Raw genomic sequence first — 12,299 nt, forward strand, 5'->3', positions numbered from 1 at the left:
TAGTGGCGTACTGCACGGGGTGACGCGACCGCACAGGCCGAGCCCGCTCGCGAACTCTTGATGAATCCTGGTGGCGGCGCTATGCGGCGGCCAACCCCAGGGCGGCGAGCGTCGTGGTGAGCTCAATGCTCGCGCCCAGCACATCGCCGGTGATCCCACCAAACCTGCGGACGCAGTGCTGCACCAGCAGTGCCCCGACGACCAGCGCCACCAACACCGCCATTGGCCCCTGCCACGGCCGCCAGGGTTGGGCGAGAACCCCCACCGCCATCGCCGCCAGCACCCATATCGCCACCACCCACAGCGGCTGAGAACCGGCAACCCGCGCGCCGAAACCGCTGTGGGCGGCACCCGGCACCCCGCGTCGGCAGGCCACTACCGCGCTCACCCGGCCGACGGCGACGGCCAGCACGATCGCCAGCCACTCCTGCCTGGATGTGAGCACACCGAATGACAACGCCTGTGCCAACAGGGTGATGACCACCGCCGCCACTCCGAACGGCCCTGCTGACCCGTCACGCATCACGGTCAACGCGCGCTCCGGCGGCCCGTAGCAGCCGAGCCCGTCGGCGGTATCGGACAGCCCGTCGATATGCAGGCCGCGGGTCGCCAGTACCACCACGGTCACCGCGGCCAGCCCGGCCAGTGGTGCCATGTACTCGAAGTGCATAACCCAGGCGACGAAGGCGGCCAGCGCGCCCAACGCGGCGCCCACCACTGGCAGCGCGCCCAGCGCTGGGCCCGACAGCGTGCCCGCGAGCCGCGCGGGAACGGGTGTCACGGTGGCGAATTCGAAGGCTCCGCCGATGGGCCGCAGGATCCGCAGCAGCCGGTTCATGTATCCGGACCCTGTGGGCCGTCGATCTGGGCCTCATCGAATGTCGCCATCTGGGCCAGTGTGGCCGCGGCGGCCTGCAGCACTGGCAGTGCGACAAGGGCGCCAGAGCCCTCGCCCAGTCGCATCTCCAGATCCAACACGGTGTCCAGCCGGAGGCGTTGCAGGGCAAGCGAATGCGCGGGTTCGGTGGAGCGGTGTCCGGCCAGCCACCACTGCCGGGCCCCCGGGGCCAGCTGCTCGGCCACCAGTGCTGCGGCGGTCACCACCACTCCGTCGAGTAACACCGGGGTGCGCCGCACTGCCGCCTGTGCCACGAATCCGGTCATCGCCGCCAGATCGGCGCCGCCGGCACGGATGAGCAGCGCGATCGGATCGGTGCGCACATCCTTGGTGCGGCGCAACGCATCGCGGACGGCGGCGATCTTGCGTGTCCATCCGGCATCGTCGATCCCCGTGCCGCGACCTACTACGGCCACCGGTTCGCTCGCGGTGAGCGCCGCCACCAACACCGTCGCCGGTGTGGTGTTCCCGATGCCCATATCGCCTGCGATCAGCAGATCGGCTCCGCTGTCGATCTCGGCATCGGCCAGGGCGATCCCGGCGGCCAGCGCGGCGTGACCTTGTTCCGTGGTGAGGGCGTCCTCTACCGCGATATTGCCGCTGGAACGACGAATCTTATGGGCGGCAAGGGGTTCGGTCAGCGATACGTCGCTGTCCACCGCAATGTCGACCACTCGCACGCCCACCCCGGCCAGCGCGGCAAGCACGTTCACGGCGGCACCCCCCGCGTCGATGTTTCGCACCATCTGGGCGGTCACCGATGAGGGATAGGCGGACACACCGCTGGCGGCTACTCCGTGATCACCGGCGAAGACCACCACCCGCGGGCGTTGGAATGTCGTCGGAGGGCACTGATTTTGGCAGGCCGACACCCACGCCGAGAGCTCCTCTAGTCGCCCTAGCGCACCGGCCGGCTTGGTGAGCCGCCGTTGTCGGTCGCGGGCGGCGGCAGCCATATCGGGGTTGGGCGCCGAAATCGGGCCGAATCGCGGAGCCTCGGCCGGCTCGGCGTGCGAGGTCACGCGGAGGCTCCCTTGATCGCCAGCGGCTGACCGGCAACCACCAGGAGAATCCGCTCGCTCTGTTGCGCCACGGCCTGATTCAGTGCGCCGAGTTCATCGGCGAAGAGCCGCCCGGAAGCGGTGGCGGGCACGATGGTCAACCCGACCTCGGGGCTCACAATCACGAGATCGGAGGAGTAGGCGTCGATGGCATCCACCAAATCGCCGATATCGGCGGCGACGGATTCGCCGCCGCCATCCCATGCGCCGCGCGCGTCCATGATCGAGGTCAGCCAACCCCCGAGATCGTCGATGAGCGTCGGCATCGCGTCACCGGTGCGCAGCTCGGCCGCGATATCCGTGGTCTCGGCTGTCACCCAGTGATCGGGGCGTCGGGACCGATGTGCCGCAACCCTTTCCGACCATGCCGCATCCTCGCTGAGTGATGAGCCGGTCGCCAGGTATCGCACGGGTCCCTCGGCGGGCAGCAGGGACTCGGCGACGCGCGACTTTCCCGAACGAATTCCGCCAAGAACCAGCGTGGTGGGCACAGTGCGGTTAGACCGGCTCGCCGCGGTTCACCCGGGGGCGCGGTGCGCGCATCTTGCGCAGCTGAGATGCACGGCTCGCGGCATACCAGCCGAGTTTGAAGCCACCCTCTTCGCTGGTCGGGAAGCGTTCGCCCACACGTTTGTTCACAAGCCTGCCGACGAAGATTCCGTCGACGATCATGACGAGCATCAGCACCAGCATCGCCGGGGTCATCCACAACTGCACCTGGACGGACGGCACCGCGAACATGGTGAAGATCAAGAAGAGCGCCAAGGGCATGAACAGCCCCAGGACGTTGCGTCGCGAATCGACGATATCGCGGGCGAATGCGCGCACCGGCCCCTTGTCGCGGGGCAGCAGGTACGCATCGTCTCCGGCCATCATTTTCTCGCGATTGTCGGCGATCCGAGCGCGTCGGTCGACGTTCTCCGCCTTGCGTTCCGCGCGTGACAGCTTCGGTCCGCGCAAGCTCTTACGGCGCTGGCGGGCCTCGGCGCTGGTCAAAGGCGCCGGGGCGACGGGCCCGCGGCGCTTGCCGGTATCCCGTTTGGGGGTGGGGCGACCTTTTCCGGCCTGCGCCGACGATGTGACATCCGTCTCATCCGCAGGAGACGAAGAGGAGTCTGCAGGTTCCCCGTCGGGGGAGGATTTCTTTCGGCCGAGCAGTTTCACTAGCCCAGATTATCCTGCGCGAATGAGTCAGATTCTGGTGGCGCCCGACAGCTTCGGTGACACGCTCACCGCCACGGAGGCGGCGACCGCCATCGCGGACGGCTGGGCGAGGACTTCCCCCGGCGACATTCTCGTCCTCAGTCCCCAGTCCGACGGGGGACCGGGATTCGTCGAGGTGCTGGCCGCGCAGCTGTCCGCAGCGCACCGTCACAAGGTGCGTGTGCGCGGACCCCTAGATGACGAGGTGGATGCCGGTTGGTTGTCTGACGGCACCACCGCCTACATCGAATGCGCCCAGGCCTGCGGGCTGCCGCTGCTTGGACGTACGCCGTCCGTCGATACCGCGTGGCGGGCCCGCAGCACCGGAGTCGGCCAGCTGATCGCTGCTGCTCTCGACGGCGGAGCCACTCGGATCGTGGTCGGTCTCGGCGGCAGCAGTTGCACCGATGGCGGTGCCGGGCTTATCGAGGGTCTCGGCGGGGTCGACGAGGCGCTACGTCGTCTGGCCACAACGGAATTGGTGGTCGCCAGCGATGTTGAGCATCCGCTGCTCGGCCCGTGTGGTGCGGCCGCGGTGTTCGGTCCGCAGAAGGGAGCCGACCCGGACACCGTGAAACGGCTGGACGCGCGGCTCACCGATTGGGCCGGTGAGTTGGAGCTCGGAACCGGCCGATCCGTCCGAGATCTTGCCGGTGCCGGGGCCGCGGGCGGGATCGGAGCGGCACTGCTCGCGCTGGGCGGCCGTCGTGCATCGGGTGCCCGCATCGTCGCCGAGCACACCGGCCTCGACGGCGCGATCGCGGCGGCGGACCTGGTGATCACCGGTGAGGGCAAGTTCGATGATCAAACCCTGCACGGCAAGGTCGCCGGGGCAGTGGCGGGCCGCGCCGCGACATCGGGCACCCCGGTGCTGGTATTGGCCGGTCAGGTGGCACTGACCGTCGATGAGTATCGGCAGGCCGGGATCACCCGCGCCGAATCGATCGCCCAGTTCGCCGGGTCGGTACAGCGGGCCATGGATGACGCGGCCGGCCAACTGACCGGGCTGGCGGCATATGTCGCCGGTGACTGGTCGCGCGGCTAGGTCATAGATGTAGGAATAGCCGCAGACGAGGTACCGTTGACATCACAAGACGTTCTCTACCCGGACGTCCGCCCGAGAGCTTCGACGCAGGGGAGATCCCACGATGACTGTCCAAGACGAATCAACCGCCACCGCCACCGAGGAAACCCACGGTGCTGTCTTGACCGATGCCGCCGCAATCAAGGCCAAGGCGCTGCTGGATCAGGAAGGCCGTGACGACCTGTCGCTGCGGATCGCCGTGCAGCCGGGTGGGTGTGCGGGCCTGCGGTACCAGCTGTTCTTCGATGACCGCACGCTTGACGGCGACCTCGTCAGCGAGTTCGACGGTGTGAAGCTCACCGTCGACCGGATGAGTGCCCCGTACATCCAGGGCGCCTCGATCGACTTCGTCGACACCATCGAGAAGCAGGGCTTCACGATCGACAACCCGAACGCCACCGGCTCCTGCGCCTGCGGCGACTCCTTCAACTGATCAGAACGCGTTCGCGCCGCGCATGTACGCGGAGCAGACGTAGATCTTGCCGTCGTTGATCAGCAACTCGGCCTGTCCCTGCGGGGCGTCCTTCCGCTTCTGACTCGTTGCGGTGAACAAGACCTTGAGTTGGTATTCGGAGAAGTACACGATCTTGTCGATCGACTTGACCGCGGCCTTGCCAAAAGTCGCAACAAACTGTTGGGCGTTGGCGCGCACAATCGTGTCGTCGATGTCCTTGTCGCGTACCGCGTCATACAGTCCGCAGCCGGCATTGCGTGCCAGCGTCACGGTGTCGAGATTGGCCATCGCATCCAGATAGCCCTGGATTGTCTCCTGGACCTTCACCTCACTGGGGCGGCGGGACACGCCGGAATTCTTGGCCAGTAGCCCCAGAAGTAGCGCCAGCACCAGCAACGCCACCACCACGGCGGCGGGCGCGAGCCACCCAGGGACCTTGCGTGGGCGCTCGGGGTAGTCGACCGGCGGAGGCATAGGCGGTAAACCAGGGTAGGGCACCGTCGAATAACCTGGTTCTGCCATTGTTTCTCCTGAAATTTCGTTCCCCGACCGACAATCCAGGCTAGCAATCGGCCACAACTCCAGAACAATTACGTTGGGTAAGCTTCGGGGGTTGTCTCGTTCCAACCTGAATTCCCGCCGAACCGCACGAAGGGCCTCACGCGTGTCCATCATCGTCACCGGATCCATCGCCACCGACCACCTCATGAACTTTCCCGGCAAGTTCTCCGAACAGCTGTTGGTCGAGCACCTGCAGAAGGTGTCCCTCAGCTTCCTGGTGGACGATCTGGAGATCCGCCGTGGTGGAGTGGCCGGGAACATCGCCTTCGCCATCGGCGTGCTCGGCGGCAAGCCGGCGCTGGTGGGTGCGGTGGGTGCGGACTTCGCCGAGTACCGGTCGTGGCTCGAGGGTCACGGCGTCAACTGCGACGCCGTGAAGATCTCCGAGACCGCCCACACCGCGCGTTTCGTGTGCACAACCGACCAGGACATGGCGCAGATCGCGTCCTTCTACCCGGGTGCCATGTCCGAAGCTCGCGACATCTCCCTGGCCGATGTGGTATCGCGTACCGGGACAACGGAATTGGTGATCATCGGGGCCAACGACCCCGATGCGATGTTCCGGCACACCGAGGAATGCCGCAGCCTGGGGCTGCCCTTCGCGGCCGATCCGTCGCAGCAGTTGGCCCGGCTCTCCGGTGAGCAGGCACGCGAACTCGTCGGTGGCGCCAGGTACCTGTTCACCAACGACTACGAGTGGGATCTGCTGCTGTCCAAGACGGGGTGGACCGAGGCCGATGTGCGCGAGCGTGTCGAGCTGCGGATCACCACCTTGGGACCCAACGGCGTCGAGATCGTGGAGAAGGATGGCACATCCCTCAAAGTGGGTGTGGTGCCGGAGAAGGAGCAGGTCGACCCGACCGGTGTCGGCGACGCATGGCGCGCCGGATTCCTCACCGGCCGCAGTGCCGGTCTGAACCTGGAGCGTTCGGCCCAGTTGGGATCGCTTGTGGCCGTGCTGGTTCTGGAGACCGTCGGCACCCAGGAATGGGTGTGGGATCGTGAAAGTGCGCTCGGTCGACTGGCTGATGCGTACGGCCAGGAAGCCGCTGACGAGATCGGTGCCGCGCTCTAGCGCGGTACCGCTAGAGCTGCACCGGGTAGTGCGGCTCCTGGATGACGGGCCGTACCGACTGTTCGACGAAGATCGCGTGCCACAGCATGAAGATCAACACCGTCCATAACCTGCGGCTGTGATCGGCGACCCCAGCGGCGTGCTCGGTGAGCATCCGGCTCACCGCGTCCACGTCGATCAGGTGGCCGGTTTGCGTGGTGGCGAGCATCTCGCGGGCCCAGTCGTGCAGCAGTCCATCGACGAACCAGTGCCGGATGGGCACCGGGAAACCGAGCTTGGTCCGGTGCAGAACATGCGCCGGCACAATGGGTTCCAGTGCCTTGCGAAGCGCGTACTTGGTGGTTTCCCGGGTGATCTTCTCCCGGTAGGGCAGCGTGGACGCCACCCTGAACACCTCGGGGTCCAGGAACGGCACCCGCAGCTCCAGTGAGTTCGCCATCGTCATCTTGTCGGCCTTGACCAGGATGTCGCCGCGCAACCAGGTGAACAGATCCACATATTGCATGCGTGCCACCGGATCCCACCCCGCACACCGCTCGTAGAGCGCTGCGGTGACGTCTTGGTGGCCCCATTCCGGGCGGTAGTGGGGGAGCACCGCGCGCAGCTGTTCGTCGTCGAAGCTGCGGGCGTTTCCGTAGTAGCGCTGCTCCAGTGTCATCGACCCGCGGTGCAGCAGGCTCTTACCGCGTACCCCGTCCGGGATTGCCGCGGACAGTCGCGCCGCGCTACGGCGCAGAGCGCCGGGGAGGTACTCGAAAGGCTTGAGTGACAGCGGTTCCCGGTAAATCGTATATCCGCCGAACAGCTCGTCGGCGCCCTCGCCGGAGAGCACCACCTTGACGTGCTTACGCGCCTCCCGGGCGACGAAAAACAGCGGCACCAGTGACGGGTCCGCCACCGGATCGTCCAGGTACCAGACGATCTCGGGTAGCGCGGAGACGAACTCCTCCTGGCTGACCACCTTGACGATATGGCGTGCGCCGATCGCCTGCGCCGACTCGACTGCCACGTCGACCTCGGAATAGCCTTGCCGCTCAAAGCCGGTCGTGAAGGTGATGAGCTTCGGGTTGTGCCGGATTGCCAGCGCGGCGATGGCCGTCGAGTCGATACCGCCCGACAGGAACGATCCCACCGTGACATCGGCCCGCATGTGCTTGGCCACCGAATCGGAGAGCACCTCGGTGATCTCGTCGTACCGGGACTGGCGGGTCGCGCGGGTGAACGGCAACACGGAGAACCGGGCCGGGAAGTAGCGGGTGACGCGTGGCTCCTGGCCGGGGGCGATGCGGGCATACGAACCGGATTCGAGGCGACGGATCTCGGAGTGCAGGGTCTCGGGCTCCGGAACGTACTGCAGCGCCGTGTAATGCTGCACCGCCCGCAGGTCCAATTCGGTGCCGATGCCCAACTGATCCACCAGGTCCAGCAGGCATTTCTTCTCGCTGCCCAGGGCGGTACCGCCCGGACCGGTCGCCATGAACAGTGGCTTGATACCGAACGGGTCGCGAGCACAGAACAACTCGCGCTGGGCGGTATCCCAGATGGCGAAGGCGAACATGCCGCGCAACCGGTGTAGCGCGTCGACACCCCAGAAGTGGTAGGCCGCGAGAATCGCCTCGCCGTCGCCTTCGGTGGCGAACACGGCGCCGTGCTGCTGCGTGAGCTCCTCACGGAGCTCTAGGTAGTTGTAGATCTCGCCGTTGAAGACCAGCACGTACCGGTCCGGGTCATCCGCGGGACCCCAGCGCAGCGGCTGATGCGAATGCGCGATATCGATGATCGAGAGCCGGTTGAAGCCGAAGAGCACGTTCTCCTCGTGCCAGATTCCGGGCTCATCGGGGCCGCGGTGGCGCATATGCACCATCGCCGCATCCACCGCGGGGCTATGAGATTCGAGCGAAGAACCGGGCGGACCCAGCCACGCCACCAGTCCACACACGCGGCCAAGTATGCAACATCACCGGACCTATCACGGGACCATGGTCCCCACACCGGCCCCGTCACGCCCTGGGTGGGACGGCGTGGTCTACGCTGCGTAGTATTCGATTGCTGCCACTGGTCAGCGATGGAATTTGTTCGCAGCAGACCGAGCTTTGGAGGCTACAAACGTGACGTCACGGTCCGGCTCACGGCCGTCCCTGCTGGCCACTGCGGTGCTGTTGGGTGCGGCGAGCTTCCTGCTCAGCGGTTGTAGCGTCCAAGAAGTACTGCGCTTCGGCTGGCCCGAGGGCATCACCCCCGAGGCCCACGACTACATGGCACCCCTGTGGACCTGGGCGGTCGTCGCCTCGCTGGTTGTCGGCGTCATCGTGTGGGGCCTGACCTTCTGGACCATCGCTTTCCACCGGCACAAGCCGGGCGATACCGAGTTCCCGCGCCAGTTCGGATACAACCTGCCGCTGGAGCTGATCCTCACGGTGGTGCCGTTCCTGATCATCGCGGTGCTCTTCTACTTCACCGTCGTGGTGCAGAACCGGGTCATGCACAAGGACCCGAACCCCGAGGTCGTCGTCGACGTCACAGCCTTCCAGTGGAACTGGAAATTCGGCTACCAGAAGGTGGCGTTCAAGGACGGAAGCCTCAGCTACGACGGCGCCGATCCCGAGCGCAAGAAGGCCATGAGCTCCAAGCCCGAGGGCAAGAATGAGCACGGCAAGGAGATCGTCGGTGCGGTGCGCGGCCTCAATCGCGAGGACCGCACCTACTTGAACTTCGACAAGGTCGAAACCGTCGGTACCTCGTCCGAGATCCCGGTGCTGGTGCTGCCCAGCGGTAAGAGCGTCGAGTTCCAGCTGGCCTCGGCCGATGTCATCCACTCGTTCCGGGTGGTGCCGTTCCTGTTCACCCGCGACGTGATGCCCGAGCCCAAGGCCAACAACTCCGACAACGTCTTCCAGGTCAGCAAGATCCTGAAGGAAGGTGCGTTCGTCGGACGTTGCGTCGAGATGTGCGGTACCTACCACTCGATGATGGCCTTCGAGCTGCGCGTGGTCAGCCCTAACGACTTCAAGTTCTACTTGGATGCTCGTAAGAACGGTAAGACCAACGCCGAGGCGCTGGCGTCGATCGGGCAGTCGCCGGTCTCCACTACCACCAGACCGTTCGACGGCCGTCGCGGGGAGCTTGCCCCGACGGACAACAACGCAGCCAAGAACTAGGCGAGGAGAGCAGCATGCATATCGAAGCCCGACTCTTCGAGATCCTCACTGGATTCTTCGCCCTCGCCACTGTGATCTACGCGGTGCTCACCGCCCTGTACGCCAACGGTGGTGTGGAGTGGGCGGGAACAACCGCCATGGTGATGACGACGGGTCTGTCGCTGATCATCTCGACGTTCTTCCGCTTCGTGGCCCGGCGTCTGGACACCCGGCCCGAGGACTACGAGGATGCCGAGATCGCCGACGGAGCTGGCGAGCTGGGCTTCTACAGCCCGCATAGCTGGTGGCCCATCATGATCGCGCTGGCCGCAGCCACCACCGCCGTGGGTGTGGCGCTGTGGCTACCGTGGTTGATCGCCGCCGGTGGCGTGTTCGTGCTCAGCGCGGTTGCCGGTCTGGTCTTCGAATATCACGTGGGCCCGGAGAAGCACTAGCCTTCATCTCGGCTTTGCGCCCCTTTCCAGCTCGTTGGGCTGGTTGCACTCCCGCTTTGCGGCGGGACTCCCGTGGCAGGTGTGACGGGACCGTGTCGGCCATCACCTTTTCGATAACAATCCGGTGGTCAGTTTGGTTTTTCCGGCCGTCAGGTTTCGTCGCTCCCGATCGCGTTGGCTATCGTTGCCATGGCCTCTCCAGGAGGTGGCCCGGTGGGGTGTGGGAAGTGACGAAAAGGAACTTGTGTAGATGAGTGGGACGGACAACCCAGGGTCGGGGACTCCCGGGGAAGTTCCGGATCTCGACGGCCCGAATGCGGACGCCGCGGCTCCAGGGGCAGACTCTGCCGAGCTTCCCTCGCAGGCTTACTCGGCGCCCGAGTCCGAGCAGTTCACCAGTCCGTATGTGCCGTACGACGAATACGACACCCAGCTGGTCGGTGACGATGAGCCGCCTCCGCCGCGATGGCCGTGGGTTGTCGGGGTGGCCGCGATCATTGCCGCCATCACATTGGTCGCCTCCGTTGCACTGCTGGTAGCCGGGCGCTCGGACGAGACAACCGGTGCCGCCAAGAGCACCACCGTGACACCGACCCCGAGTACCACACCGTGGAACGAGATCATCACCACCACGGAGGCGCCTCCTCCGCCACCACCCCCGCCGCCGAGCAGCGAGCCTCCACCGCCGCCGCCTCCGGTGGTGACCGAGACGGTGACGGTGGAGCCTCCACCGCCGCCCCCGCCGCCGGCGACGACGCATGAGCAGCCGCCGCCGGTGACGACCACGACGACACCGCCGCCGCCTCCGCCGCCAACAACCACCACGACACCCGCCGGGCCGCGTCAGATCACCTACTCCGTGACGGGTTCCAAGGCTCCGCTTGATCGCATCTCAATCACCTGGACCGACGGCTCCGGGCGTACACGGGTGAACCCGAATGTGTACATCCCGTGGTCGATCACCGTCACCCCGATCTCGAACTCGGAGATCGGGTCGGTATCGGCGAGCAGCTTCCTGCGACTGAGCCAGCTCAATTGCACGATCACCACCAGCGATGGACAGGTGCTGTCCGCTAACAACAACAATTCGGCGCAGGCAACCTGCTGATGCCAGCCGCTCGATGGGCCAAGCCGCTGGAGGCGATAGCCGGGCCGGTACGACGGTCCTCTCCGCAAGCCGTCGACCGCATGCTGCTGGGGTTGTGTGCGGTCATCTGGCTGGCGTTCGTCGGAATGCTGGTCGGCGCCATCGTCGTGCTGGCCGGTGCGGGGGAGGGCTCCGCGTCCGCTGGCCCTTCTCTGGGCATCTACATCGTCATCGGGGTGTCGCTGGCCGTCATCCTCGGCGCCGTGCCGCTGCTGCTGCGCGCACGCAAGACGGCCGCCCAGCGCACTGCGCGCGGCGCATCAAAACCTAAGGGCATTAATGCCACCCGTGCAGAGAAGGCGTCATCGGGCCCGCCTCCTACGGAGGCCGCGACCGAGAAGCTCAAGGCATTCGGCGGTCTTTCTGATCCGGTGAGTCAGATGTCGCAGGACTACACCGGTCCCGGATCGCCGGCATACCGGGCGGCCGCCGAGGAGGCCGCGAAATCAGCGGTAGCCGACCGGCTGTGGCTGCGGGCCACCGTGGGGATCGCCGGTGCGATCGGTCTGGCGCTGCTGGCGGTGGTCACGGGCACCTACCTGCTGGCCGTGGACAGCGACACCGCCGCCATTGTCGCGTTCGCGTTCGCCGGGTTGATCACCTGCGCGATGGGAGCAATTCCGTGGCTGACACTTAAGAAGCTGCGTGAGCTTGGCGCATCGGGATCGTCTGACAAGTAGCTCGGTGCGTTAGACGTCGGCGATTCCGGCACGGGCAATGACTTTCGTGATGGTGGCTCGCACGAGTGATTCTTCGGGGACCGCATTGCGGCGGCCATACTGCTCGGCCAGCTCGGCTCCCATGTAGCGCGCGCCGATCGTGGTGGCCCACCTGAGCATCTCGTCGAGATCGTTGGTCAGTCGCGCTTCCGCTGTGAACTGGACGTAGGAGTACGGCGGCCGCTGATCGTCGACCGCCAGCGAGATGCGTGGGTCTCGCCGAATTGCCTTGCCCTTCAGGGTGTCTGTACCGGTCGTGAAGATCAGTTCGTCACCGTCCGGGCCTTCGTGCAACAGGAACCAGACCGGCGTCACGATGGGTGCACCGTCGGCGCGCACCAGGCCGAGCATTCCGGTTCGTGTGCCCTTGGTGGCGAAGGTCCACCATTCCTCGCGGTTCATCTCGCGCATGCCCGCAACGCTAGCCGGTGATGCGGGGCGGTGCACGGAAAAGAGTTGGGCCCCGCACACTTTCGTATGCGGGGCCCAACTGTCGAGCTGACTT

At 66.0% G+C, this 12,299-nt stretch carries 14 protein-coding genes; 7 read left to right on the forward strand and 7 right to left on the reverse strand.

Going from position 1 to position 12,299, the window contains the following annotated elements; translation table 11 throughout:
* Positions 1-79 precede the first annotated feature (79 nt).
* From AB0H22_RS17560 to AB0H22_RS17575, 4 genes are all read right to left on the reverse strand, one after another.
* On the reverse strand, positions 80-838 hold the full coding sequence (locus AB0H22_RS17560) for an adenosylcobinamide-GDP ribazoletransferase (protein ID WP_358147703.1): 759 nt from the start codon (positions 836-838) through the stop codon (positions 80-82).
* Complete coding sequence (gene cobT, locus AB0H22_RS17565; RefSeq protein ID WP_358147972.1) at positions 835-1,854, reverse strand: nicotinate-nucleotide--dimethylbenzimidazole phosphoribosyltransferase; 1,020 nt, start codon at positions 1,852-1,854, stop codon at positions 835-837. The genes AB0H22_RS17560 and cobT overlap by 4 nt, the downstream gene beginning before the upstream one ends.
* 62 nt (positions 1,855-1,916) lie before the next feature.
* On the reverse strand, positions 1,917-2,450 hold the full coding sequence (locus AB0H22_RS17570) for a bifunctional adenosylcobinamide kinase/adenosylcobinamide-phosphate guanylyltransferase (protein ID WP_358147706.1): 534 nt from the start codon (positions 2,448-2,450) through the stop codon (positions 1,917-1,919).
* Between the two features lie 7 nt (positions 2,451-2,457).
* Positions 2,458-3,123 (reverse strand): DUF3043 domain-containing protein, encoded by a 666-nt coding sequence (locus AB0H22_RS17575; protein WP_180751449.1) that lies wholly within the window; start codon positions 3,121-3,123, stop codon positions 2,458-2,460.
* A gap of 22 nt (positions 3,124-3,145) precedes the next feature.
* On the opposite strand from AB0H22_RS17575, the gene AB0H22_RS17580 reads away from it, so the two are divergent.
* Together AB0H22_RS17580 and AB0H22_RS17585 are read left to right on the forward strand one after the other, a co-directional pair.
* Positions 3,146-4,207: a glycerate kinase gene (locus AB0H22_RS17580; protein WP_180751448.1), complete on the forward strand. Its 1,062-nt coding sequence runs from the start codon at positions 3,146-3,148 to the stop codon at positions 4,205-4,207.
* Positions 4,208-4,310: 103 nt separating this feature from the next.
* Complete coding sequence (locus AB0H22_RS17585; protein WP_180751447.1) at positions 4,311-4,679, forward strand: iron-sulfur cluster assembly accessory protein; 369 nt, start codon at positions 4,311-4,313, stop codon at positions 4,677-4,679.
* Here the strand turns inward: AB0H22_RS17585 and AB0H22_RS17590 are convergent, their stop codons facing one another.
* Complete coding sequence (locus AB0H22_RS17590; RefSeq protein WP_180751446.1) at positions 4,680-5,222, reverse strand: hypothetical protein; 543 nt, start codon at positions 5,220-5,222, stop codon at positions 4,680-4,682.
* A gap of 142 nt (positions 5,223-5,364) precedes the next feature.
* Here AB0H22_RS17590 and AB0H22_RS17595 point away from each other — a divergent pair, with 142 nt between their 5' ends.
* Positions 5,365-6,336: a carbohydrate kinase family protein gene (locus AB0H22_RS17595; protein WP_180751445.1), complete on the forward strand. Its 972-nt coding sequence runs from the start codon at positions 5,365-5,367 to the stop codon at positions 6,334-6,336.
* 10 nt (positions 6,337-6,346) lie between these two features.
* Here the strand turns inward: AB0H22_RS17595 and asnB are convergent, their stop codons facing one another.
* A complete protein-coding gene (asnB, locus tag AB0H22_RS17600; protein WP_180751444.1) occupies positions 6,347-8,275 on the reverse strand; it encodes an asparagine synthase (glutamine-hydrolyzing) in 1,929 nt (642 codons plus the stop codon).
* A 169-nt stretch (positions 8,276-8,444) separates the two neighbouring features.
* Here asnB and AB0H22_RS17605 point away from each other — a divergent pair, with 169 nt between their 5' ends.
* The 4 genes from AB0H22_RS17605 (at position 8,445) to AB0H22_RS17620 (ending at position 11,755) form a co-directional block, all read left to right on the forward strand.
* Positions 8,445-9,494: a cytochrome c oxidase subunit II gene (locus tag AB0H22_RS17605; protein WP_180751443.1), complete on the forward strand. Its 1,050-nt coding sequence runs from the start codon at positions 8,445-8,447 to the stop codon at positions 9,492-9,494.
* 14 nt (positions 9,495-9,508) lie between these two features.
* Positions 9,509-9,928, forward strand: coding sequence for a cytochrome c oxidase subunit 4 (locus AB0H22_RS17610; protein ID WP_180751442.1), 420 nt, complete (start codon positions 9,509-9,511; stop codon positions 9,926-9,928).
* A 250-nt stretch (positions 9,929-10,178) separates the two neighbouring features.
* A complete protein-coding gene (locus tag AB0H22_RS17615; protein WP_358147711.1) occupies positions 10,179-11,036 on the forward strand; it encodes a hypothetical protein in 858 nt (285 codons plus the stop codon).
* Complete coding sequence (locus AB0H22_RS17620) at positions 11,036-11,755, forward strand: DUF2561 family protein (protein WP_180751440.1); 720 nt, start codon at positions 11,036-11,038, stop codon at positions 11,753-11,755. Before AB0H22_RS17615 ends, AB0H22_RS17620 begins: the two co-directional genes overlap by 1 nt.
* A 9-nt stretch (positions 11,756-11,764) precedes the next feature.
* Here AB0H22_RS17620 and AB0H22_RS17625 read toward each other — a convergent pair whose 3' ends face one another.
* A complete protein-coding gene (locus tag AB0H22_RS17625) occupies positions 11,765-12,205 on the reverse strand; it encodes a PPOX class F420-dependent oxidoreductase (protein ID WP_180751439.1) in 441 nt (146 codons plus the stop codon).
* Positions 12,206-12,299: the final 94 nt, after the last annotated feature.

It is taken from the genome of Mycobacterium sp. NPDC050853 (assembly GCF_040653875.1).
In the GTDB taxonomy this organism is placed as follows: Bacteria; Actinomycetota; Actinomycetes; order Mycobacteriales; family Mycobacteriaceae; genus Mycobacterium.

Coding starts and splice junctions, on each gene's coding strand:
- AB0H22_RS17560 (WP_358147703.1), bottom strand. CDS start 838: ATGAACCGGCTGCTGCGGATCCTGCGGCCCATCGGCGGAGCCTTCGAA.
- AB0H22_RS17590 (WP_180751446.1), bottom strand. CDS start 5,222: ATGGCAGAACCAGGTTATTCGACGGTGCCCTACCCTGGTTTACCGCCT.
- AB0H22_RS17625 (WP_180751439.1), bottom strand. CDS start 12,205: ATGCGCGAGATGAACCGCGAGGAATGGTGGACCTTCGCCACCAAGGGC.
- cobT (WP_358147972.1), bottom strand. CDS start 1,854: ATGGCTGCCGCCGCCCGCGACCGACAACGGCGGCTCACCAAGCCGGCC.
- AB0H22_RS17610 (WP_180751442.1), top strand. CDS start 9,509: ATGCATATCGAAGCCCGACTCTTCGAGATCCTCACTGGATTCTTCGCC.
- AB0H22_RS17585 (WP_180751447.1), top strand. CDS start 4,311: ATGACTGTCCAAGACGAATCAACCGCCACCGCCACCGAGGAAACCCAC.
- AB0H22_RS17580 (WP_180751448.1), top strand. CDS start 3,146: ATGAGTCAGATTCTGGTGGCGCCCGACAGCTTCGGTGACACGCTCACC.
- AB0H22_RS17615 (WP_358147711.1), top strand. CDS start 10,179: ATGAGTGGGACGGACAACCCAGGGTCGGGGACTCCCGGGGAAGTTCCG.
- AB0H22_RS17620 (WP_180751440.1), top strand. CDS start 11,036: ATGCCAGCCGCTCGATGGGCCAAGCCGCTGGAGGCGATAGCCGGGCCG.